This is a genomic window from Streptomyces sp. NPDC031340, assembly GCF_055569945.1.
In genome coordinates this window covers 51,546-75,030 of record NZ_JBVIIE010000038.1, presented here as the reverse complement: position 1 = coordinate 75,030, position 23,485 = coordinate 51,546, and the positions used below count along the sequence as shown (strand labels likewise).

Genomic DNA, 23,485 nt, shown 5'->3' with positions numbered 1-23,485 from the left:
GTCGATGCCGCGTGACATCAGCGGCGTGATCGGGGGTACTCCAGCGCCGGGAGGTCCTTATGTTCGAGGCGTCTGATATCCGTGAGTGGCGAGGCCACGATGTCGTGGACCAGGACGGTCACCGGATCGGCCAGCTGGAGTCGGTCTACGTGGACACCAAGACCGACCAGCCCTTCTTCGCCACCGTCACCGTCGGCCTGCCCACCCGCCGCCGCCTGGTGTTCGTGCCCCTGCCCGGCGCGACGGTCGGCCCGGGCTACCTGAAGGTCGCCCACGGCAAGGACGTGGTCAAGAAGGCGCCGTCGATCGACACCGACGGCGAACTCCCGGCCTCCGAGGAGCCCGAGGTCTTCGCCCACTACGAGATGCCCTACGCGCCGGGCGCCGGCGGCGAGCGGCGTCTCGGCCGCCGCTGAGGCACCCGGCCGACGGAGACGTGATGACCTTCTTCCTCTTCCTGCTTCTCGTGGCCGTCGTCCTGGGCATCATCGGCTTCGCCGTCCAGGGCCTGTTCTACCTTCTGATCATCGGTGCCGTGGTCCTCGGCATCGATCTCGGCTACGCGGCGGTGCGCTTCCGCCGAGGGGGAAGGAAGCACCGCATCACCCGTTGACCCCGGCAGGGCGGGCAGACGGCCCGGCACGATTCATCGGTCGCTCCGCTCGTCTGCCCGCTCCGTGTCCGTCCCGGGGCGCGGCAGTCCGAGGATCTCCCGGAGCCGGGCGGCGAGGCCGGCGACCGTCCGGGTGTCCGTCCCTCCCGCCGCCAGCAGGACGGCGAGCCGACGCACCGCGTCGCGGAACTCCTCCCCGGCGTACCGCCAGTCCCCGAGCACGGAGTCCGGTTCGCCCGGCAGGAGCAGCCCGAGGACCGTCTCCCAGGCCCGGGCGGCGTCCGGGCCCGGGGCCGTGCTCTCGAAGTCCGTGAACGCCGAGCGCCAGATCCGGCGCGACACCGTGGCGGCGACGGCGTCGAGGGCGTCCGGCCACGGGGCGGGACGGGCCAGCAGCAGCCGCACCTGGTCGAGCGGTGCCAGCACGCTGCCCCGCAGGCCTCCGCCGAGTTCCGCCTCGACCTCCATTCCGGCAGTCGTCTCGACGCCCGCGTCCCTCAGCTCCTTCAGGCCGACGGTTTCGGCACCGTCGAAGCCGGGCGGGTCCGCGGGCAGGTCGTTCACCGTCACCTGGCCGGCGAACCACCGGCGCCGGACCTCCTCGGAGGCCGGCACCCGGAGCGGAGTGCCGACGCCCTCGTCGTCGCCACCGGGTTCGGTGTCCGGCAGCGTGTCCCGGCCGGTCGGCCGCGATTCCGGGTTCGTCGGCAGCGGGGTGCCGGTCGAGGCCGGTGGCGCGGCGGGGGCGGTGGGTCCCGAGGCGTCGGAGGGCCGCAGTCGGCCGGTGCGTGCGGCATACAGCAGGTGTGCCAGGGAGCCGGCCGTCAATGACCGGTCCCAGCCCTGCCGGGCGGCGTACTGACCGACGATGTGCCGGAGCCCGCCCCAGGTGAGCGGGCCGGGGTCGGCGTTGCCGGCCGCCTGGAACCGCAGCCCTTCGAGGGCGCCGAAACCCTCGATCAGCTCGTGGAACTCCGCCTCGCGGGCCGGGTCGGAGTCGATGTGCACACCGTGGGTCTGCCGCAGGGCCCGCACCCAGTGCAGGGCGCGCTCGGTGCGCGCCGGTGCCTGGGCGGGCAGTCCGCCCAGGTCGGCGAGCGCGTCGAGGGCGACGGTCCGGGGCTCGGGACGGAACTCCTCGATGTGGCCCACGGGGTGGTCGGGGTCGTCGTCCACGGCCAGGCGCGGCGGAAGGCCGCCCTCGGCCTCGCTCGGTGAGATCTGCCGGTCCACGGTGAAGACGGTGCGGCGGGTCTCGTTGGCGACGTACTGAGCGGAGGAGGGATGGGTGAGCAGGTCCTGGTCGGCGCGCGTCATGGACATCTCGCAGATCAGCAGCCACACCGGCGCCTCGGGGGGCAGCGCCTGCATGCTCCTGCGCCGTGCCAGCATCCGGCCCAGATGCCGGGGGTGGATCGCCTGGTTGGCCCGGGTGCTGCGGCGGGGCACGGTGGTGCGTCCGCTGTCGCCGTGGCCGACGAAGACGTAGGAGTCGGCCAGGCCCCGCGGCAGGGGCAGCAGGCCGCCCCGCCGCGCGGGGTACACGCCGGGCAGCCCGTCCACCTCATTGGTGTAGTGCTGGATGGCGGACACCACCCGCAGGGCCTCCTCCCGCAGTGCCATGTCGTGCGCGTCGAGGAACGCCCGCCCGGTCAGGGCCTGCCCGTCGACCGTGACCAGCGGGTACGAGTGGATGTCGGCGTCGGGAAAGACGGTGCCGTTCGCGGCCCTGACGGTGGCCGCCGGGTCGTCCGGGACCAGTCCGGGGTCGGCGGGGATCCAGGTCCCGGCGGGATCGCTCCCGAAGGCCGGCGCGGCCAGGACCGGCACCCGGCGGCCGTCCGGAGCCGGTTCCAGCAGCAGGTGGCCGTAGGTGAACCAGACGCGGGTTCCGGTGCGGTCGGCGATCACCCGGGCGAGGGCCTCGTTGCGGCCGTCCGCCTCCCCGATCAGGATCACCACGGGCACGCCCGGCTGCCGCTCCGGGTCGTGCCGCACCAGTTCGGCGAACTCCTCGTCCGACACCGGTCTTCCGTCCGCCAGCACCATCCCCTCGTCGTCCCGTTCGGCCACCGTCGCGTAGGCGGCGGCCCCCCAGGGGGCGGGGTGAATGCCCCGGGAATCGGCGACCATGTCCATGTGCAGGCGGATGCCGGGACGTCCGCTCCAGTTCCTGCCGAGCGGGGCGCCGTCGTCGCCGCTGAGCAGGGACTGCTGCGGGTGGCCCTGCCGGGTCAGCCCGTAGGCGGCGATGGCGTCCAGGCTGCCGCCCCGGCCCCGGCGATGGGCGGCGTTCGCGAGGGAGAAGGCATCGTAGTGCAGGGCCGCGTCCACCGGCGCGTCCGGCGCCAGGTGCAACAGCATCCGGGTGATGCCGTCGAGGTCCAGGCCGGCGCGGAAGCGGGGGTGCCCGGCGCGCGCCGATTCGATCACGCGCAGCGAGTGGAACAGCCCGTCGCGCAGCTCCGGCGCGAGCGGCTGGGAGCCGAAGGTGGCGTCCACGACCGCCCAGAGCTCCTGAAGACGTCGCTGGACCGCGTTGTCGGTGGGCGGCGGTGCGGCGGACCGGGCCTGCGGCACCGGAGTGGCGGACGGCAACGGCAACGGCGCGGGAGTGTGCGGCCGCGGTGCGTGCGCGCCGGTGGCGCCGTCCCACAGGGCGCGCACGGCCACGTAGGAGTCACTGCCGTCACCCGGGCCGTCCTCGGCGACGTCCCACAGCGCACGGGCCCGGGCCAGCGCCTCGTTCTCCACGTCGGTGGCCTCGACGGGGTTGACGTCCGCGGGACGCGACCCGCGGGGACGGGCCGGTTCGACGCTGCGCGGGTGGCGGGGCGCCGTCCGGGGGCCCTCCCCGTACAGCCGGCGCAGCAGGGGGTACAGGGCGGGCTGGCGGGTGCGCACCCACTCCGGGCCGGCGTTGTTGCGGGGCAGCCCGGTGTAGGGGTCGTCGCCGCCGTTGGCCATGAGGTAGACGTTGGTGAGCTGGGCGAAGAACTCGAGCTCGTCACGGCTGCTGTAGTTGGGGGCGCTGCGGCGGCCGTCGGCGTCGTAGCCGTACAGGGGGCCGTCGGGCCAGTTGCCGGCCTCGCCGGCCCGTGTGGTGGTGCGGAAGGTGTTGGTGATGCGCTGCCGGTCGACGACGTCCAGACCGTGCTGGTGAATGGTGTGGGCGAATTCGTGCAGGGTGGTCGAGTAGCCGTCGGGATAGGCGGACGTGCCGGTGCCGGCGGTGGTGCGCTCGCCGAGCAGGTTCTCCTCGGTGACGGCCGCGGTGCGCGCGCCGACACCGCGGACGGCGTCCCAGGGGCGGCCGTCGCCGGTGACGGCGCCCCGCAGGTGGCGGAAGGCGTCCAGGGAGGTCATGGCCTCGCTCCTGGGCACCACCACGACCCGCGAGCCGCCCTTGAGCAACCGCGCCGCTACGTCGGGGGCCTGCAGCAGCCGGGCAACCTGGGCTCTGGCCCGGTCACCGGCGGTGACGGGCTGCTCGACACCGTGGGGCACCTGCGTCATCAGGCGCGCCGCGACGGAGGCGAACTCGGCCGCGGGGAGCCCGGCACGCAAGGCGTCCACGAGCACGGGATCAGCGGCCAGCCGCTCACGGTCCGCGGGCGGCAGCAGTGCCAGCGCCGCGTCACGGTCGGCGGTGGACAGGCCGGGCAGCCGCGCGGCGAGCGCCCGCACCGGGTCCGCGGTCACCTCCGGACGGACCCGCAGCCCGTCGGCCAGGGCGGTCAGCTCGCCGCGCAGCGCGGGCAGGTCGGCGTCGGTGACGCCGAGGGCGCGCCAGGTCTCCTCGTGGCGGGCGAAGGCATCGGCGTCCAGGGCCGCGGAGTCGAGCAGTTCGCTGAGCCGTACGGCGAGGGAGCCGGCGGCGCCGGCGGGGCGCGCGGAGCGGTAGGCGTCCTCGCGCGCGAGGACCGGCGTGACCGTTCGGGGGCTGTCGGCGGGGGTGCGGTGCAGCGCCCACAGCAGGTCGAGGAGGTCGCGTCCGCGCAGCTCCGGGTCGGTTCCGGTGGCCAGCGCGAGCGCGGCGTCGGCCAGGGCGTCCGCGGGCGCCGGCACGGTGAAACCGTCGACCTTCACCGTGCCGGGGGCCGGCCGGTCCACCGCCGTGACCGTGATGTCGACGCCGTTCACCGACAGGCCGAGAACACGGCCGCCGCCCGTGACGGGCCACACCCGCACCGACGCACCGGGCAGCTCCCGCTCCAGCGCCCCGCGTATTCCGGCTGCGGCGGGCAGGGTGGCCGCCGACAGCCGGAACTCCACGGCGCCCAGCGGCCGGGACTGGCCGAACTGCACCCGGCCGCGGGCGGCTCCGGCCAGCACCACCGGGTGGCCGAGGCCGTGCAGCACGGCGCCGACCCGGCGCGCGACGTCCAGCTTGCCGGTGTCGTCGCCGGACGGCGTGCCCGGCCCGGCCCCCTCCAGGGGGACCGGGGCGCCGCGGCCGGCCGGGGTGGCGACGGGGGCCGACGGCGGAGGCGGCGGCGCGGCGAACCGGTCGCGGGCTCCGGCGTCGCTGGCGTCGTAGTGGTCGACGCCGTTGTAGTAGACCTCCGTCTGCCGCGTGGCGTCGTCGGGCCCCGCACCGCTGACCCGCCGGACGCCCGACGGGAACTGCCGCAGCACGTCGACCCGCAGGCCGAAGGCGTGCGCGAGAAGGGGCAGGAAGGTCTCCCCCGTCGGCGTCCCCCAGCTCCGCTCCCAGTTGACGACGGCGTCCATCAGCACGGACAGCTCCGTGTCGTCCAGCGGCGCGGTGCTCTGGACGTAACTGGTGCTGAGCAGGCGGTACAGCGCCTCGTCGTCGAGGTCGTCGGGCGTCGGCAGCAGCCCCTGCCGCTCCAGGTGCTCGAACATCCGGCGCGGACTCAGGTCCTCGGCCTCGGCCTGCACGGCCGCCCGGGCGGCCCGCGCGGAGACGCCCGGGTCCGCGGGCTCCGACGCCATCCGGGCGTCGACGTACCACCTGAGCAGATCGGCGGGGTCGACCGCCTCGGGGGCGGAGACGTGCTGGACGCCGTGACGGTCGAGGAGGGCAAGCATCCCGGTCCGGTCCATTTTCCGGACGTCTGCCGCGAACGCGTCGGCGACCGTCTGCCGGAACTGGCCGATGATCTGCGGATGCAGCCGTCCCGCGCTGCGCGCCACGTAGTCCTCCACGTAGGCCCGCACGGCCCGGAGCGCGGCCTGCGAAGGGCCGGTCGGGGCCTTGCCGGTCGTGGCGCGGACCTCGGCCTGACGACGCAGTCCGGCGCGTACGGCGTCGGGGTCCCCGAGCCAGTCGTACGCGGCGCGGTCGGTGCCGGCGAGGCCGCCCAGACGGCTGCGGATGTGCACGGGGTCGCCGGCCATGAAGGAGTACAGGAGGCACTCGCCCGTGCCGGGCACCGGCACCCGGCGGCCCCTCGGCCGGCCGCTGTCGCTCTCCGGCTCGGAGCCCTTCTCGCCGTCCCCCTGAGGCGGAACGTCCGACGGCTGGGACTCCGGTCCCATGGGCCCCGACTGGGACTCCGGTCCCATGGGCCCCGACTGGGACTCCGGTCCCATGGGCCCCGACTGGGACTCCGGTCCCACGGGCTCCGACTGGGGCTGCTCGCCCTTCGGCGGCAGCGGGTCCGTGCCCTCGGGCGGCAGGGCGTTGTCCGTCGGTGCCGGCGCCTCCGCGCCCTCCGGCAGAGAGTCCGTGCCCGTCGGCGGCAGCACCTGCCCGTCCCTCGGCAAAGGCTCCACACCCTCCGACGACAGGGCCGTGTCCTTCGGCGGCAGAGGATCCGTCTCCTTCGGACGCAGCGCCTCCGCGTCCTCCGGCGGAGCGTCCGTGCCCGTCGGCGGCAGCGCCTCCCCGTCCTTCGGCGGTGTCGGGGCGGCGGTCGGCAGGGCCAGTCGGTAGTGGCGGTCGTCGAGGCTCAGCACCACGTGTGCGCCGGAGTGTGCGGGTGTTCCGACGAGTCCCTGGAGGTCGCCCGTCGGGTCCCCGGGGGTGAAGTCCTGGAAGGCGCCGTCGCTCCCGACCACCGTGACGCGCACCCCGAAGCTGCGTGCGGCGAGCAGCGGGAGCAGGTCGGACGCGGCGTGGTTCCAGCCGGCCTCGGACTCCGCGTCGCCCGGCCGGAGGAGCTGGGTGACCGCCAGTTCGGCCCGTACCTCGGGGGACAGGCCGACGGCGTGCGGGATGAGGCCGCCCAGGCCGTCGAACTCACGGCGGGCGGGGGTGCCCGTCCCGAGGTCCAGGCCCGCCGCGGCGATCTCCTCCGCGCTGAAGGCGTCGGTGTGGTCGGGAGCGACGGCGGCCAGCAGGTCCTCGTCGGCGTGGTCGGTGAGCCAGGAGGCCATCCGCCGGCGCAGGCCGGACATCGCCCGTGGATCGTCGAGGTCGATGCCCTGCGCCGCCAGCAGCCCCGGAGCGGCGTGTTCGAGGCCGAGGGCGAGCGCGCGGAAGAACGCGTCCCCGTCCCTCGGCACGTCCTGGAGCGTGTACGTCTCGTTCGTGGGAGACGTGAGGACGGTGTCCGGTCCGGTGCCGGTCCTGGTGTAGCGGGGTGGGGCCGGGGGCTTGGGCTTGGGGGCCTTGGGCGGGGCCTGGTAGGTCACCGCGGGCGGTTCGGCGAGACCGTCCAGCTCCTCGCGGCCCTCCGCGGTGGCCGCGAGCCGGTGCCAGCGGGTGAGCTGGTCCGCACCGGACCGTACCCGGTGGTATTCCGCCGCGGCCTGCTCCGCCGTCTCCTTGAGCGCGTCGAGCTCCGCGCGCCGGGCGTCGAAGGCGTCGCGTGCCGTGTCCCGGCGGGCGGTGGCCTCGTCGAGGGCCCGGCCGGGTTCTCTCGCGGACAGCAGGGCCGCGTCGAGCCGCCCGTCGGCCGCGGCCTTCTCGGTGCGCGCGGTCTCCAGCCGCAGACCGGCCGCCTTCCGCAGTTTCCCGGCGGCCTCTTCCGCGTCGGTCAGACGGGCCAGAGCGGCGTCCTGTTCGTCCCGCAGGACCTCCGCCCAGCCGTCGTGCTCGGGTGCGGCGTACTCGTCCTGGGCGAGGGCATCGACGTCGGCCCGGGCGGCGGCCACGGCCGCGTCCGCGGCAGCGTGGTCGCGGCGCGCGTCGGTCTCGGCCCGGCGCAGGGCGGTGTCCGCGGCGTCGACGTCGGCCCGGGCCAGGTCGACCGGGCGGGTGGCCGCGCGGGCGGCCCGGGCGGCTCGGTCGAGGGATGCCTGCGCGGCGTCGAGGTCCGCGCGCAGCCCGCCGGAGGCGCGCCGCTTCTTCCAGTAGGCCTTGTCGGCGTCGACCCACGCCTTGCTCGCGCTCTCGACCGCGTCCCACGCCTTCGAGACGCTCGCGGGGAAGTTCGTGTCGGTGATGATCCGCAGCTCGCGGGCGACGTCCTCGCGGATCCAGGTGACGACGTACGCCTCGGACCGCATCGCCTGCGGGCCCGATCGCGCCTTGGCGAAGGTACCGCCCCGGATGCGGTTCGCGAGCTTCGAGTCCACGACGGAGCGGTGCACGTCGCCGACGTGCAGCCAGGTGGCCGGGACGGCGAACAGGAAGGACCGGCCCGTCTTGGGCTTGAGGTTGCGCGAGGTCAGATGGTCGTCCCCGACCGGCATGCCGTCGCCGTCGAGGTCGTTGGGGCCGGGACCGAAGGCTCCGATCTGGTTGAGGCCCACGTTGTCGGCGGAGTCGTACAGGAAGGCGCCGCCGAGGCCCGAGGACTGGCTGTGCTCGACGGACGACGACGTGCCGGCGTTCTCCCCGTACCGTCTGAGCACCTCGAGCTTCTTGCCGTCGGCGACCGTCAGCAGCAGCGCGCGGCTGAAGTCGGGAGCCGAGCGCAGCGTCAGTCGTCCGCTGTCGGTGCCCACGAGGGACTTCTCGGTCAGCCCCGCCACCTGGTAGCCGTCCGGTTCGACGGTGCGCGGGAAGAACGCCGTGATCGCCATGGAGCTGGTGCCGTCCTCCAGCGCCTGCGCCGAGCCGGTGCCCGGACGGGTCAGCCCGGTCTCCCTGGTCCGGCGCAGGAGTTCGGTGAGAACGTCGTCGTCGGGACCGTCCTCGGCCTCCAGGGCCCGGAGGGAGAAGCCGACGTCGTACGCCCTCGTGAGGACGAGGTCGCCGGCCATGCGGATGTTCTCGATGCCGATGATCCCGCGGGGGTGCATGCCGTTGTCGGGGAAGGTGAACGTCCGCGTGACGCCGTCCCCGTCCCGGGCCGTCAGCACCTCTCCCACCCTGGACAGAGGCACCGGGCGGGGCGGACCGGCCAGGGCGGGGTCGGCCGCCGGATCGGGCGCGGGCAGCAGCCGGTCGGGCCCGGACGTGCCGGTCCCGTCCGCCTCCGTCCGGGACGGCGCCGGCTCCATCAGGCTGAGCGGCACATGCTCGCGCAGCTCGCCGACGTCGTCCTCCTCGACGATGCGCAGTCGGCCCCGGACGCGGTCGAGGACCGCGGACTTCCCCTCCCCCGGTTCCGTGTCGGCCGGCGCGCCGGTGCCGGGGGTGTCGTCGGCCTCCAGGGTGATGCGCATCCGGTACGGGGTGACGATCTCCGCGTGCGGCTCGGTGGACGCCGCCCGGTAGATGGTGACGGTGGTGACCGTGTGACTCGACGCGACCGTCTTCCGGTTCGAGCCGCCCTCGGTGTACGTGGGTCCGGCGGCCGCGACCTGCGCGTTGCCGGTGTACACCAGCTGGCTGGTCAGCAGGCCCAGGTCCGCCCCGGAGGCGGACTCCGAGTTCTCCTGGGCGGTCTCGATGGCCCGCCGGTTCTCCTCCAGCTCCGCGCTGTGGTCGAGCCCGTCGAACACGGGTGTCCCGGGGATCAGCTCGACCCGCGCCCGCACCAGCCGGCTGCCGATCCGGACGCTGTCCCAGCCCCAGCCTCCGGCCTTGACCAGGGTCGACGGGCCGGTGGTCGTCATCTCCCCCTTCAGCGCCCGGGTGGCGCGGCCCGTCACCAGCTGCCGGATCCGCTCCCGGCTCTGGTCGTCGAGCCCCAGCTCCCGGATCCGCCGGTCGAACGCGAGCAGCACGTCCGTGGGATCCAGCGCGTTCACCGCGTACGTGCCGAACGCGGCGCCGCGCATCCAGGGCTGCGGCGTCCAGACCTGCCCGGTGTAGCGGGGGACGTCGCCCAGACCGTCGTCGATCAGCCCCATCCGGTGGGCGCTCTTCTCCGGCAGATGCCCCAGCAGACCTCCCGGGCTGGTCACTGCCGTCCCCGCCGCCCCGGCGAGGGAGCGCGGCACGAGGGCGCCGGCCGCCGCGGCCGCTGCGATCCGCCCCTCCCCCAGCCGGCTGGAGAGCAGCGCGAACCAGTGCTGCACGTCGCCGGCCACCAGCACCTGGTGGGTGAACCCCTTGCGGTTCATGTCGGCGACGACCGTGCGGACGACGCTGCGGCTGTGCGCGCGGGACGTCGAGAAGGGGTTGGCGACGATTCCGTACGCGCCCATGAGGCCGTGTCCCGGATTCCGGGCGGCGAGGTAGACCAGTTGGCCGCCGAAGACGAAGCTCGTGCTGTTGCTGATCCTGCCGGCCGCCTGCCGGGTGCTGCCCAGCGTCATCTCGGTGTCCATGGACATCGGCGGGGTGAGGGCGTGCAGGTTCCCGACCGTCGTCGCGTACCGGAAGGTTCCCCACAGCTCGCCGTACGGCCCCTTGCCCAGCAGGCCGCTGCCCGCCAGGCCCAGCGGCCCCGAGCTCTGGTCGAAGCCGGCCGCCAGGTGCTGGGGGGTGAAGGTGCGGACGATCGCGTCCCGGGTGGGGGCGCCCTCCTTCACCAGTTGCCAGGCACTGCCCGACGCCGTCCGCAGGACCCGGTCCACCTCCGCGATCAGCGTGGGTGACAGCACCATGTTCACGATGACGAACGGGTGCTGCCGGAACTCCTTGAACTGCTGTGTCCCGCGGTCGGCGAGCCGTCCGGCCGGCCGGCTCGCGTCGGGGCCCGCGGGCAGCACGAGGTCGCCCTTCGCCAGGGCGAGGGCCCGCTCGGTGGTCATGGACATGGGGGCGGGCTCGTCGGACAGATAGGGGTTGAGCGCGCCGTCCGCGTACGGGTCCGCGTCGGGGGTGTGCTGGACGGGGATGCCGATGAGCACCTGCCCGGTCATCGGGCCGCCGCCGCGCAGGTGGCCCAGCGCGGTCCGGCCGAAGAGCACGTTGACCGGCTCGTCCAGGACCAGCAGTCCCGGCAGGCCGAGGCCGAGCCCGCGGACCAGGCCGCGGGGCCGCCAGTAGCCGCTCATGGCCGCGGTGAGGGACAGGTCGTAGCGGTACAGGTGGGTGGGCTGGTTGGTCACCGACATCGGCTCGTTGGTGACCGTCGAGCCGAAGGTGGTCTCCGCCTCCCACTGCCACCCCTGGCGCGCGCCCAGGGTCAGCCCGAGCGTGTTCCGGCGCAGACCCGCGACGTCGTCGACGTTGTTGTCGCGGCCCGACAGCGTCCCCTCGAAGCCCAGGTCCAGGCCTCGTCTGGCGCTCGTCTGGCCGTCGAGCCGGTCGTTGCCCAGGGCGCTGAAGCGCATTCCCTCGTCGACGTCCTTGCCCTCGTACCGCCGTCCGGTCAGCGTCCCGTGCACCCGGACGGTGTAGTAGGTCTGTCCGACGGAGTCGGGGTCGGTGAGTCTGATCGGCAGGCCGATCGTGGTCAGCGCCTCCAGGTTCGCGGTGACGTTCTGCTGGGACAGCACGCCGAGGACCTGCAGGGTGTTCTGGAGCGCGATCCGGTACTTGACGGGATCGGTCCACCGGGGCGGCACGGGCAGGCTCCGGGCCGCCTGGAGCACCTGGTCGGGCCGGTGCGTGAGCAGGTCGCCCAGGCGGGCGCGCCAGCCCTTCGGCAGGTTCGGCGGCAGCAGTTGGTCGAGGGGCACCACCAGTCCTCGGTTCAGGTGCGAGATGGCGTCCACCACACCGTCGGCGAACGCGTCCAGCAGGGTGCGGCCGACGCCGTCCGCCGTGTCCGGGGTGACCCGGGTGCGCAGGCCGTCGTCGAAGGCGAACTCCTTCACCCGGTGCATGCCCAGGGTGCGCGGGCGGTCCACGGTCAGATAGGCCGGCACGAGCGGCGGGGCGGCGCCGTTGCGCAGGGCGAGTGTGGTCCCGTCGTCCCATCCGGCCAGCCGCCGCGCCTCGGAGCTGGTCATCCGGTCCAGGCTCCAGGTGAGGAAGCGCGTCGGCGGTGCGTTGTCACCGGCCCGTCGCACCCGCACCGACTTCACGACCAGGTAGAGCGCGGTCTTGGGGCCCTTCACCTGTCCGGCCGACTTCAGGGTGCCGGCCGCGCCGAGTCCGACCGACCAGGTCTTCGCGTACGTGTACTGGGCGGTCGGTCCGAACTGGAGCCGCAGGTCGAAGGGGGCCGTGCCGGGGTCGGCGAAGTTGAAGGCGGGTCCGGCGACGGCCTGCAGCAGCAGGCTCCTGCCCTGGGCCCGGCTGCGCTCGCTGCGGACCGTCGAGGTGTTGATGTCCCGCATCTCGGCCTGGTCGGTCTCGCCGACGAGCACCGCCGCCCGCGGGATCAGTTCCTCCACCACGAAGACGCCCAGCGGTGACTTCTTCTTGTCGTCGGCGAACAGCGGCGGGGTGGTGATGCGGCCGCGCGCCATCGTGCCGCCGTGCCGCTGGAAGCTGTCGCCCGAGAAGAAGACGTCCAGCTCGGTGTAGGCCGAGCTGCCGGGGAGGGCTCCGATCTGTCCGGCCGCCCAGTCGCGGATCGCCGTGACGGGGCCGAACCCCTCGATGCGGACGAAGCGGTACTGGGAGTCGCGGTCCAGGGTGATCGACCGTGGGATCCGGCCCGGCTTCGGGATCTTCGTGACGCTGTCGGGCAGGCGGACCATGAGGCCCTTGCGGATGCCGAAGGCGAACCGGGCGGCCGCGGCCGGGTCGGTGCCGGTGCCGGTGCCGGTGCCGGTGCCGGTGACAATGCCGGTCACGACCCGTCCGGCGGTGTCGGTGACACGCATTTCGTAGTGGATGTCGTCCAGGTACGACCGGGACTTGTCCAGTGTGCGGGTCTCCATCTGGTTCATCCGCTGGTCGGTCAGGGTGTAACCGACCTTGTTGATGAAGCCGAACCGCAGGGCGAGACGGCCGAAGCCGCCGAACGCCGCGGTGCTCGCCGGGCCGATCGGTCCGCCGAGGCCGTACTGGGAGTTGGCCTGCATGTTCTTGGTCAGCCCGAAGGTCGCGGCCGCCCGGTGCATGCTGTCGATCTTCGTCGAGTCACCGATGCCGTCGTCGAACGGGGCCCAGTTGCCGTGGTGACGCGCTCTGACCCACAGGACGCGCCTTTTTCCGTCCGCGTTGACGTACGGGAAGGGGCGCCCCTCGCCGTCCGCCAGTGTCTTCGGCTTGTCCCGGAGCGTCCGCCGGACGTCGTCCAGCAGCCGTGCGTCGTCCGCGGGCCGGGCGTCCGGCCGGCTCCGCAGTTCGCGGTCGATGGCGTCCAGGGCCTGTTCGACGCCGCGCAGGACGACCGTGCTCTGTCCGAACGTGCTCGGACTGGCGAGGAGTTGTTCGAGCTCGGCGGCGGTGAGGTGGGGCGGCAGCAGCGACTGGAGGTCGTCGACGTACGGGGGCATCTGCCGGCCGTCCGCGAACCGGGCAGGGGTGCGGCGTCTCCGTGCGGGCGGCGCCATGACGGGGTCGAGCCGCGGACTGTCCGGCGAGGGCGGATCCGCCTCGGGGGGCTTCGAAGCGGGGTTCACCGTCAGGTCCGGCTCGCCGGACGGGGTGCCGGCCGCGAGCGTGGTGACCGGTGCGTTCGCCGAGGGCTGGGCGCCCGGCCGGACGACCGACCAGTCCTGGGCCCACTGACGCCGGCCGTCCGCGACCGGGAGCAGGGCGAGGACGTGCGGCCTCGACGGGTCGTTCTGCGGGAGCAGGCCCACCGCACCCGGTGAGGTCCATACGCCACGTCCGGTCCCGGTGCTGAGGACGCTCGCGTTCCGCGGTGCCGGCTGTGCCACGGACGTGGTGGGCGGGGTGGCGAGGACGATGTCGGCGGTTCCCGGGCGTGCGTTCAACCCCGGGTCCCGCGCCAGCAGCTCGGTGACCTCCTCGTACGGCACCCGGACACGGAGTCCGCCAGGCAGGTTCATGGTCAGATGGTCCGGACCGGTCTCGCCCCACACCAGGTACGGCGTGGGCCTGGTGGTGTCGGCGGTCCACGGCATCCTCGCGTTGCGCATGGGGCGGTGGCCGCCGTCCGGGGTCGCCGCCATGACGAGGGCGCTGTCGACGTCCACCGTCGCGACGGACGAGCCCCGCACCCAATGGCGGCCGGCCGGGGCCCCGTTGTCGTCGAACAGCATGCTGTCCGGGGAGAGGGCTCCCAGCGACTCCAGGTGGAAGGCGGCCAGTTCGGTCGGGTTGTCCAGGTCCACACCGGCCGCCGCCGCCCCCCGCACCAGGTCGAGGAGGTCGGGCAGCCTGGCCGGGTCGGGCCGGTCCAGGTGCAGCAGTCGGGCAGTGAGTGCGGCCGGGTCGGGGGTCCTGCTCTCCCACTCCAGGGTCTTCACGGTCGCCCAGAACAGCCGGGCCCGCTCCGGCGCCCCGATGACCGCCAGGTCCGGGTCCAGATCCAGGAGCTGGGCGGCCTCGTCGTTCGCTTCCTGGTCGGTGAGACCGGCCAGCCCCTCGGCCACGTTGGTCACGTGCGGCAGGGTCACGAAGTCGGTGAGTGCGGCGCCCGGATTCAGGCGCACCACGTCCGCGGCCCTGGCCAACAGGTCCCGGTAGGCGTCGGGTACCGGCTCGCCGTCCACCTCGGCGTGTTGTGTCGCGCGGATCTCGCGGGCCGCGCGCTCGAACAGGTCCAGGCTGAACGGCACGTTGTCGCGCAGCACCGGATCGGCGTGCCGCATGATCTCGAACGCGCCGATGGCTTCCAGGAGTTCGCCATAGCGGCTGTCGTCCTCGACGGCCACCCCGAACGTCAGACGCAGTGCGCGCACCAGCCGCAGCGTCCGCTCACGGACGGCCTCCGGAGCCGGCCCCACCGGGTCGGTGTGCAGGCCCGCCGCGCGGGCGCGGTCGTCGAGCAGGGTGCCCGTGGGTTCCGGCCGGTGCTCCACCCACCTGCCGCGCCGCCCCCGCGCGTCCGTTCTCATGTGGTGGACGACCTTGCCGTCCCGCCGGGCGAAGCCGAGCACGTGGGTGCCGCCGTACACGGTGCGCCCGGTCTCGTTGGCGACGTGCTGGCTCTCGCTGACGACCGCCAGGGGGTCGGGGACGAACAGGTCGTGAACGCCCCGGCGCGTGCGGAGCAGGCCCGGCGGTGCCGCGCTGAAGCACGCCTCCATCACCACGGCGTGGTCCTCGGGGAGCCGTGCCAGGCTCGGGCGCCGCTTGAGCATCCCGCCGGTCCGCTCCTGCCGGGAGCGGTGGTTCGGGTTCGACCGGGTCGGCAGATGGGTCTCGCCCGGCAGGCCGTGCGCGGCGAAGACGTACACGGGTTTGCCGGCGAACGGTACGGGCTGGTCGTCCTTGGTCCACTCCCCGGACAACGGGTTGTGGTGGTAGAGGTCCGTCGCCGTCGTCGCGTGCCGGATGTCCTCGAGCACCCACACGTTCTCGGTGTCCCGGAAGACGCCCCTGCCGATCGGTCCCCGGTCCGTGACGATGGTGTGGGACAGCGTCTCCTGTTCCCAGAACGGGGCGTTCGCGGACTCCGCGGGGCCGAGCACCTGTCCGGGCGCACTGCGGATCCAGGCGGTCCGCAGCCTGCCCGGGCCGCCGCGCAGGGACACCACGTGCGGGAGGGAGGGGTCCTGCTGAGCGGTCACGTCCACGCCGCCGTCGGCCGACCACACGTCCCTGCCGGTCCGGTCCGCGGCCCGGCGCGGCAGCTCCAGACCGCGGGCACCGGCGCCGGGGATCAGCAGCACCACGGGGACGCCCGCGGGGATTCCGGCCAGTTCCGGGTCGAGGGCGAGCAGTTCGGCGAAGACGTCGAGCGGTGCCTGGCGCGGGGCGCCGTCGAAGCCGCGTACGACGACGTGTTCGTGGTTGCCGTCCGCCCTCACGACGTACGGTTCCGGCTCACCGGGGCGGTGCCAGGGCGCGGGGCGCACATCGGCGCTGCCCAGACCGCCGTCCGACTGGGGCTCCGTCCTCCCGGTGTTCGTCAGGTCCAGGCCGGGGAGGTGGCCGGTGGTCCAGTCGCGGCCCCGGACACGGCCGTCCGGGGTGGTCATGGTGTGGGTCGGTGACAGCACGCCCTGGCGCTGGAGGTGGAGCGCGGCCAGGGCGGCCAGGCTGCCCGCCGACTGCGCCGCCTCTGCCGTGACCAGCCCCAGCAGCCTGCCGCGCTGCGCGTCGGTGACCGGACCGGCGAGGTCCAGGAGCAGTACCCGGCGGGCCACGGCGTCGAGGTCGAGGGGGCCGTGCTCCAGCAGCGGGTCCAGCAGCGGGTCGGCCCGGCGGAGCCGGTCGAGGCGCGCGAGTCCGTCGCGGAGGACGGGGTACCGGGAGTCCGACAGGATGCCGGGGCCGTAGAGGTCCGCCAGCAGCTCCCGGTACCGGATCTCCTCGGCGGCCGTCACCCGGCCGGTCTCGGCGGGGTCCCCGAACAGGTCGTCGTCGAGGCGGTCCGGCAGCGGTAGGTCCGGCAGCGGTACGTCCATGCTCTCGGCCGTCCCCGAGTCACGCCGGCTCGCGGCCGCGTCCCCGTCCCCGTCCCGGTCGGCGAACGTGACGTCGTCCGCTCCGGTGCCGCCGGCCGGGACACGGGTGCCCACCGCGGTGGGGTCGCCGGGCCGGACGGCCGACCAGTCGGCGGCCGCCGGACGGCCCGGCGCGGTGGGCAGCAGGGTGGGAACGTACGGCCGGGACGGCCCGGTACCGGCCAGCGCCACACTGCCCTGCGAGGCCCATACGGCCCGCCCGGTGCCGGCGCTGATGACGGTCCGGGGATCGGCGGCGGGGGTGGGGCCGGTGGACGGGCCGGTGGCGGGGGCCGCCTTCGAGACCGCCAGGACGATGTCCGTGCCGTCCGTCGGGAGGGTGTTGAGCACCGGGTCGAGCGCCAGCAGCTCGGCGATCTCCGCGTACGGCACCCGGGCGCGGAATCCCCCAGGCAGGTTCATGAGCAGGTGGTCCGGGCCGCCTCCGGCCCACACCGTGTAGGCGGCGGGGCCGCCCGGCGTGCTCCACGGCGCTCGTTCCTGGCTCACCGGCTGGTAGCCGCCGCCCGGCTTCGGGGCGGCGACGACGACGCGGTCGGTCAGCATCGTCGCGCTCGGCGGGGCCTGCGCCCAGCGGCGGCCGACCGGCGCGCCGCCCGCGTCGCGGAGCTGGGTCTCGGGCGAGAGGGCTCCGAGGGTTTCCAGATGGAAGGCGCCGAGTTCGGTCGGGTTGTCCACGTCGACGCCGACGGCCGCCGCCTGGGCGACCAGGTCGAGCAGGTCGGGGCGCCGCGACGGGTCCGGCTGTTCCAGGTGCAGGACCCGGCCGGTGAGGGCGTCCGGGTCGGGGGTCCGGCTCTCCCACTCCAGGGCCTTCACCGTCGCCCAGAACAGCCGGGCCCGATCGAGGTCCCCGACGGCCGCCGGGCCGCCGTCGAGCCGCAGGACGCGAGCGGCCTCGGCGTCCAGGTCCTGCTCCGGGAGGCCGCCCAGCCGCCGCGCGGCGGCGGTGACATGGGGCAGGGCGACGAAGTCGGAGAGCACGGTGTCCGGTTGCCCGCGTACGGCGTCGACGGCCCGGGTGAGCAGGTCACGGTAGGCGTCGGTGCCCGGACCGCCCTGCTGGTTCGCGTGGGCGGCGCGTTCGAACAGGTCCATGGAGAACGGGCCGAGGTCGCGCAGGACCGGGTCGGCCGCCCGCATGGTCTCCAGCGCGCCGATACCGGCGAGGAGATCGCCGTACCGGCTGTCGTCCTCGATCGCCGCGCCGAAGGCCAGCCGCAGCGCGCGGACCAGCCGCAGCGTCCGTTCCCGGGTCCCGTCGGACACCGGCCGCGCCGGATCGGTGTGCAGGCCCGCCGCGCGGGCGCGGTCGTCGAGCAGGGCGCCGGTGGGCTCCGGCCGGTGCTCCACCCACCTGCCGCGCCGTCCCCGTGAGTCCGTGTAGAGGCGGTGGACGAACTTCCCGTCCGGCAGCGTCGCGAAGCTGACCATGTGGGTGCCGCCGTACGCCGTGCGGCCGGTCTCGTTGGCGACGTGCTGGCTCTCGCTGACGACCGCCAGGGGGTCGGGGACGAAGGTGTCGTCGACGCCCCGGCGGGTACGGACCACGCCCGGCGGCTTCGCGCTCGAACACGCCTCCATCAGCACGGCATGGTCCTGGGGGAGCTGCGCCAGGCTCGGACGCCGCTTGAGCATCCCGCCGGTCTCCCGCTGCCGGGTGTGGTGCCGCGGGTCCGTCGTGGTCGGTACCCGGGTCGCGCCGGGCCGGGCGTGGGCGCCGAAGACGTACACGGGCCTGCCGGCGAACGGAACGGGTTCGTCGTCCTTGGCCGACTCCCCGGTGGCCGGGTCGTAGTGCCACAGCTCCGACGACTCCGTCGCGAGCCGCAGCGCCGCGATCCGGCGCGGGGCCTCGGACTCCTCGAACACTCCTCTGCCGATGGTGGCGCCCCGGTCGGTGACGACACTGTGCGAGCGCACGTCGCGCTCCCAGTCCGGCACGTTCTCGCGCTCCGCCGGGTCGAGCACCTGGCCGGGGGTGCTGCGGATCCAGTCGGCGCGCGGCAGCCCCTCCCCGTACAGCAGGGAGACGACGTACGGCTGTGACGGGTCCCGCTGCGGGGAGACCTTCACGGTGCCGTTGGCCGACCAGACCTCCCTGCCGACCCGGTCCGCCGCCCGGCGCGGGAGGTCCAGGCCGCGGGCACCGGCGTCGGGGACGAGCAGCACCACGGGGGTGCCCGGGTCCAGCCCGGCCAGCCGGGGGTCGCGGGCCAGCAGTTCGGCGAACACGTCGAGGGGCACCTGGCGCGGGGCGCCGTCGAAGCCGCGTACGACGATCCGTTCGTGGTCGCCCTCCGCCATCACGACGTACGGCTTCGGATCGCCGGGCCGGTACCAGGGCGCGGGCCGGACGTCGCCGCGGCCCAGGGTGCCGTCGGGCTGCCGGGCGACCTTCCCCACCTCGGTGAGGTCGAGGTCGGGAATCGCGGCGTTCGTCCAGTTGCGGCCCCGGACACCGCCGCCGTCGGCGGTCAGCGTGCGGGTGGGAGACAGTACGCCACGGAGCTCCAGGTGGAAGGCGGCCAGGGCGGCCAGGCTGCCCGCCGACTCCACCGCCGGGTCCATCACCACCCGGAACAGTTCGCCGCGCTGCGCATCGGTCACCGCGGCTGCGGGGTCCAGGAGCAGCACCCGGCGGGTCAGGTGGTCCAGGTCGAACGGGGCGTTCCGGAGCGCGGGATCGGCCTGCCGGAGCCGGTCGAGGTGCGTCAGGGCGTCGCGGAGGGCGGGGTGGAGGGGGTTCGCCGTGATTCCGGGACCGAACACGTCCGTCAGCAGTCGGTCGTACAGCGCCTCGGAGGCCGGGGCCGGCTCGACGTCCGACTCGGGCTCGGAGGCGTCCTGGTCGTCCTCCCAGTCCATGATCATGTCGACCGAGTCGGGGGAACCCGGCTCGGAGGAGTCCCCGGTCGGGATGTCGGCCGGCGCCGGGGAGCTGAGCGGCGTCTCGTCGACGGCGACGGGCCGGGTGTGCGGCCCCTCCTGGGAGACGGCCGGGGCCGGCTCCGCCGGGCTGTCGCCGGTGACCGGCAGGTCCTCGGACTCGGTCCGCACGGGCCGGTAGGGCGGCGGGACGTCCGAGGTGGTCCGGGTCTCGGTCTTCGGCGCCGTGGAGGACGGCTGGGACTGCCCGGACTCCCCCGGCTCGGGAGTACGGACGTCGTCCGGGGCGACCGGGTCCGGGTCCGACGGCTCCGCGGTGACCGCCGGGTCGCCGGACGGCGTGGTCTGGGGCCGTTGCTGCGGGACGGCGTTCGGTGAGGCCTGCCCGGGGGATGCGGTGGCCGGCGTGGCGGGTGCGGTGTGGGTCGCCAGGGGCGCCTGTGGGATCGGCTGTTGCTGCTGCCCGTCGGCGGCGGGCCGGACCGTGACGTCGTCTTCCGCCGACCGCTGTCGTTCGCTCGCGTCCGGTGTGAAGCCGCTGCCGGCCGTCCGGCTCGGGACCGGGTCCGGGACGGAGGAGCCGACGGTGGCGGTCCTGTTCACCGGCGGGGCGCTGTCCGCGTCGGCGGACCACGCCGTCCCCGGGTTCCCGGTCACCGACGGGTCGAGGGCCGAGAAGACGGTGTCGGTGTCGGTGCCCGGGTCGTCCACGAGGGAGTCCCGGTAGGGATCCTGGTACGCGTCCGGCTCGGGAGTGGAGTACGACGACTTGCCCGCGCCCGTCGCCCCCGCGAGTCCGTACACGTCGGCACTGCCGCCGACGCCGTCGACACCGGTGTCCGTGTACGGGGCGTCGTAGGTGTTCCGGTATGTGCTGCCGTTGCCGTACGTGTCGTACCGGTGCTCGTAGCCGTACCGGTTGGTGCTTCCGCTGCCGTTCCCGTGCCGGTTTCCGCCGCCGGGCAGGTGGTTGACGCCGTCGGGGCCGAAGTCGAGTTTCTGGAAGAACTTGTTGTTCAGCCATTTCCCGCCGAGTTCCACGCCGCCCGACGCCGCTTCGAAGACGAGGCCGCTGAGTCCGGCGCTGAGGAACGTACCGGGGTTCAGTGTGAACGTGCCCAGGAAGATCAGGCCGGTGAAAGCCTCCGCGAAGGTCTCCGCCTGGCCCTCGTTGAGGAAGGTGAGCGGAAGGTCGAACGCCTCCTTCCACGTGTGGTTGTTCTTGAAGAGGTTGCGGACGATCCGGCCGCTGAACCCGGAGAACAGGCCGCCGAACAGCCCCGCGAAGGCGCCGGCGACCGCCGACTGGCCGATGTCCGTCCAGTCGAACTTCTTGCGCCGCCGATCCGGGTCGTCCGGCGCGGTCATGGAGATGAGCTGCGCGGCGAACGAGACGAACGCCTCCTCGATCGCCTCCATCAGCACCGACAGCGGTGTGGGGACGGCGTGTCCCAGCCGCTGCAGGATCAGCAGGATGGCGAGCGCGCTGCGGGCCTTCTGGACGGCGATCTCGGTGAGCGACGTACCGCCGGTGAAGACCGCCAGCGCGGCGATCAGAGCCAGTTCGATGTTCATCAGGATGAACTCGAGGAGGATCTGGTACTTCGCCTCGGACAGCTTGATCGAGCGGTCCACCTGCTGGGCGCCGATCTTCCGGAGCTCGTCGGAGAACTTCTGCAGGTGGTTCTGGCCGTTGTCGTCGACGAAGGTCCTCATCGCGGCGACGAACTCGTTCGCGATCCGCGGCGGGAGCGAGTTCCCGGCGGTGGAGATCGCCCCCTTCATCGCGTCGGACAGGTCCTGGACGTCGTCCGCCAGCCGTTTGTAGGGGTTACGGCTGGCGAAGCCCAGGTCCTCGTTGCCGGTGGCGACGTTCGCGCCCACCCAGACCTCGATGAACTCCCGCAGGCCGGGCGGGAACATGATGGCCATTCAGCGCCTGTTCCCGCTCCCCGAGCCCTGGGACTCGATGTCGTCCACCGCCTGCTTCTGCGGCCGCTGCACGTGGTCGGCCTCCGCGGCGACCGCGTCGACCAGCGCCATGAACCCGCTGGTGATGGCCAGGACCGTGTCCGCCACCTGCCGGCGTTCCCGCCGGACCTGCTCGCCGACCGCGTCGGCGAAGTCGTCGTCGCCGCCCTCCTGGCCCCACCAGCCCGTGTACGCGTCGCAGCCGGTCTCGAAGCGGGGCAGCATCTCGTCGCCGTAGCGGACGGCGTCGGCGAGGTACCTGGACCCCTGCAGAATCGCCTGGATGTCGGCGGAATACTGGCCGGCCACGGTTACGCGCCCTCCTGTCGTCCGATGTCCGTGCCACGAGCCGCCCGGTGCGGGGGTGCGGGATCCTCGTCGTCCTCGACGATCTCGTCGCGGAGCCTGCTCATCGCCGTGGGCCCCTCCGCCACGGCGGTCTCACTGAGCAGCGTGCCGAAGACGGACTCCCAGTCGACGCCCATCCGCTCCGGGGCGAAGCCGCGGGCGGTCATCCTGGTGAGCGGGTCGAGGGTGGCGACGACCCGGCGGGCCATCTCGGCCCGCGCCTTGTCCGCGGCCTCCATCACCGCCGCGGAAAGCTGGGCGGCTGCCATGGTCCGGTACTTGCCGTCGAGGAACTCCACGCTGGTCAGCTCCCCCTTCGCGCCGACGGACACCCGGACCGACCGGTCCGCCGAACGCGCGGTGACCGACGCAGCGTCCAGCTTGGCCCGTGCCGAGGCCGCGGCCTGCTCCGCGGCCCTGAGGTGGGCCATCGCCTGGGCCACTCGGTCCTCCATCGGCTGACTCATTCCGGTCCCCTTTCCCTCAGCGGCCCAGCGCCTGCGGAGCACCGCCCTCGTCGGTGCCCCAGACGTCCTCGTCCTCGGCGAGCCAGGTGGTCCGCTCCCGGTCTCCGCTCTCCGTCTGCGGCCTGCCCTCGCCCGCCCCGCCCATGGCTCCCATCGGCGGCATGAAGGGCATGCTGCTGCTGGTCTGCGTCGCCCTGGGGACCACGCGGTGTTCCTCGTCGTCGACGGCCCGTGCGGCGGCGGACGTCCGGCCCGACCGGCCGATCGCGGGCTCGATGACGGTCCTGGTGCGCTCGCCCGAGTTGCCGCCGGCCTCGCCGCCGGCACCGCGCATCATCGGCGGGTACATCCCCGGGGATCCGGTGCCGGAGCCGTCGGCCGAGGCGCTCGTCAGGGCGTCGCCGCTCTGCGGACGTCCGAGCGCCGAGGCCAGGTCGTCCTGGCTGTAGAGGTTGTCGCTGAACGCGGAGGAATAGGCGGAGCCGACAGAGCCCGCGGAGCCGCCCGTGTTGTAGGCGGAGAGGTCGGGGGGCTCGGGCAGATCGGCGATGCGCCGGCGGATCTGCTCGTCGATGTCGTTCCCGTCGGCGCCGATCCGGTCGTACTCGGCCTGGATGTCGGCCATGCGCCGGTCGTAGTCGGCCTTGGCGTCCTTGCGCGCCTGCTCGGCCTCGGTGCGTGCTTCCTGCCGGTCGGCCTGGGCGTCGGCCTTCGCCCGGTCGTAGTCACTCTTGGCCTGGGCCTCGTCGGCGTCCGCCCGTTCGACGGCTTTCTGTTCGGCGGCGTCGATCTGGGCGATCCGGTGGTCGTACTTATCCCGGGCCTCGCCCTTGTCGGCGCCGGCGGCCACCTCACGCTCGTACTCCCGGCGCGCCTCAGCCCGTTCCTGTTCGGCGTTCGCCCGCGCCTGGTCCCGCTGGTCCTGCGCGTCGGCCTTCTGCTGCTCGTACTCCTGCTTCGCGGCCGCCTCCTGGCGGTCGGCTTGCTGGAGCGCGGCGTCGCGCTCGGCGCGTGCCTCGGCCTTCTGCTGCTCGTAGTCGGCCTGTGCGTCGGCCTTGGCGTTCTGGGCGTCCAGCCTGGCCTGCTGTTTGTCCTGCACCGCCGCGCGGCGGGCCTCCTCCTGCTGCGCCTCCGCGGTGGCCTTGGCGTCGGCCTTCTCCTTCTCCGCCTCCGCCTTCGCGGCCTCCTGCTCGCGCTCCGCCTCAGCCTTCGCCTGAGCCTGTTCCTGCTTGGCGGCTTCCTTCTCGGCGGCGGCCTCCGCCTTCGCCGCGTCCTGCTCGGCCTTGGCTTCGGCGCGGTCGGCTTCGGCCTGGGCGGCGGCCCGCTCCCGTTCCTTCTTCGCCTCGTCCTGCGCCTTCTGGTTCTGCGCCAGGGCCAACGCCTGCTGCTCGGCCGCCGCCTGCTTGGCGTCGGCCTTCTCCTTCTCCTGCTCGGCCTTGGCCTGCGTCTTCTCCTGCTCGGCCTCCGCCTTGGCGGCCGCCTGCTCGGCCTTGGCTTCGGCCTTTTC

General features: G+C 74.0%; 5 protein-coding genes and 1 pseudogene. 2 read left to right on the top strand and 4 right to left on the bottom strand.

The genetic code is table 11. From position 1 onward, the window contains the following. Positions 1 to 59 precede the first annotated feature (59 nt). Positions 60 to 416, top strand: a complete 357-nt coding sequence (locus ACZ5GT_RS27060; protein ID WP_469031496.1) for a PRC-barrel domain-containing protein — start codon at positions 60 to 62, stop codon at positions 414 to 416. A 23-nt stretch (positions 417 to 439) separates the two neighbouring features. Continuing rightward, positions 440 to 613, top strand: a complete 174-nt coding sequence (locus tag ACZ5GT_RS27055; protein ID WP_469031492.1) for a hypothetical protein — start codon at positions 440 to 442, stop codon at positions 611 to 613. A gap of 33 nt (positions 614 to 646) precedes the next feature. Here the strand turns inward: ACZ5GT_RS27055 and ACZ5GT_RS27050 are convergent, their stop codons facing one another. The 4 genes and pseudogenes from ACZ5GT_RS27050 to ACZ5GT_RS27035 form a co-directional block, all read right to left on the bottom strand. Continuing rightward, positions 647 to 21,124 carry a lonely Cys domain-containing protein gene (locus ACZ5GT_RS27050; RefSeq protein WP_469031489.1) on the bottom strand — a complete coding sequence of 6,826 codons (20,478 nt, stop codon included), beginning with the start codon at positions 21,122 to 21,124 and terminating at the stop codon, positions 647 to 649. Next, positions 21,125 to 21,472 (bottom strand): hypothetical protein, encoded by a 348-nt coding sequence (locus ACZ5GT_RS27045; protein WP_469031486.1) that lies wholly within the window; start codon positions 21,470 to 21,472, stop codon positions 21,125 to 21,127. A gap of 2 nt (positions 21,473 to 21,474) precedes the next feature. After that, complete coding sequence (locus ACZ5GT_RS27040) at positions 21,475 to 21,978, bottom strand: YbaB/EbfC family nucleoid-associated protein (RefSeq protein WP_469031484.1); 504 nt, start codon at positions 21,976 to 21,978, stop codon at positions 21,475 to 21,477. A gap of 16 nt (positions 21,979 to 21,994) precedes the next feature. Continuing rightward, a pseudogene (locus tag ACZ5GT_RS27035) lies at positions 21,995 to 23,485 on the bottom strand (hypothetical protein); the annotation flags it as partial.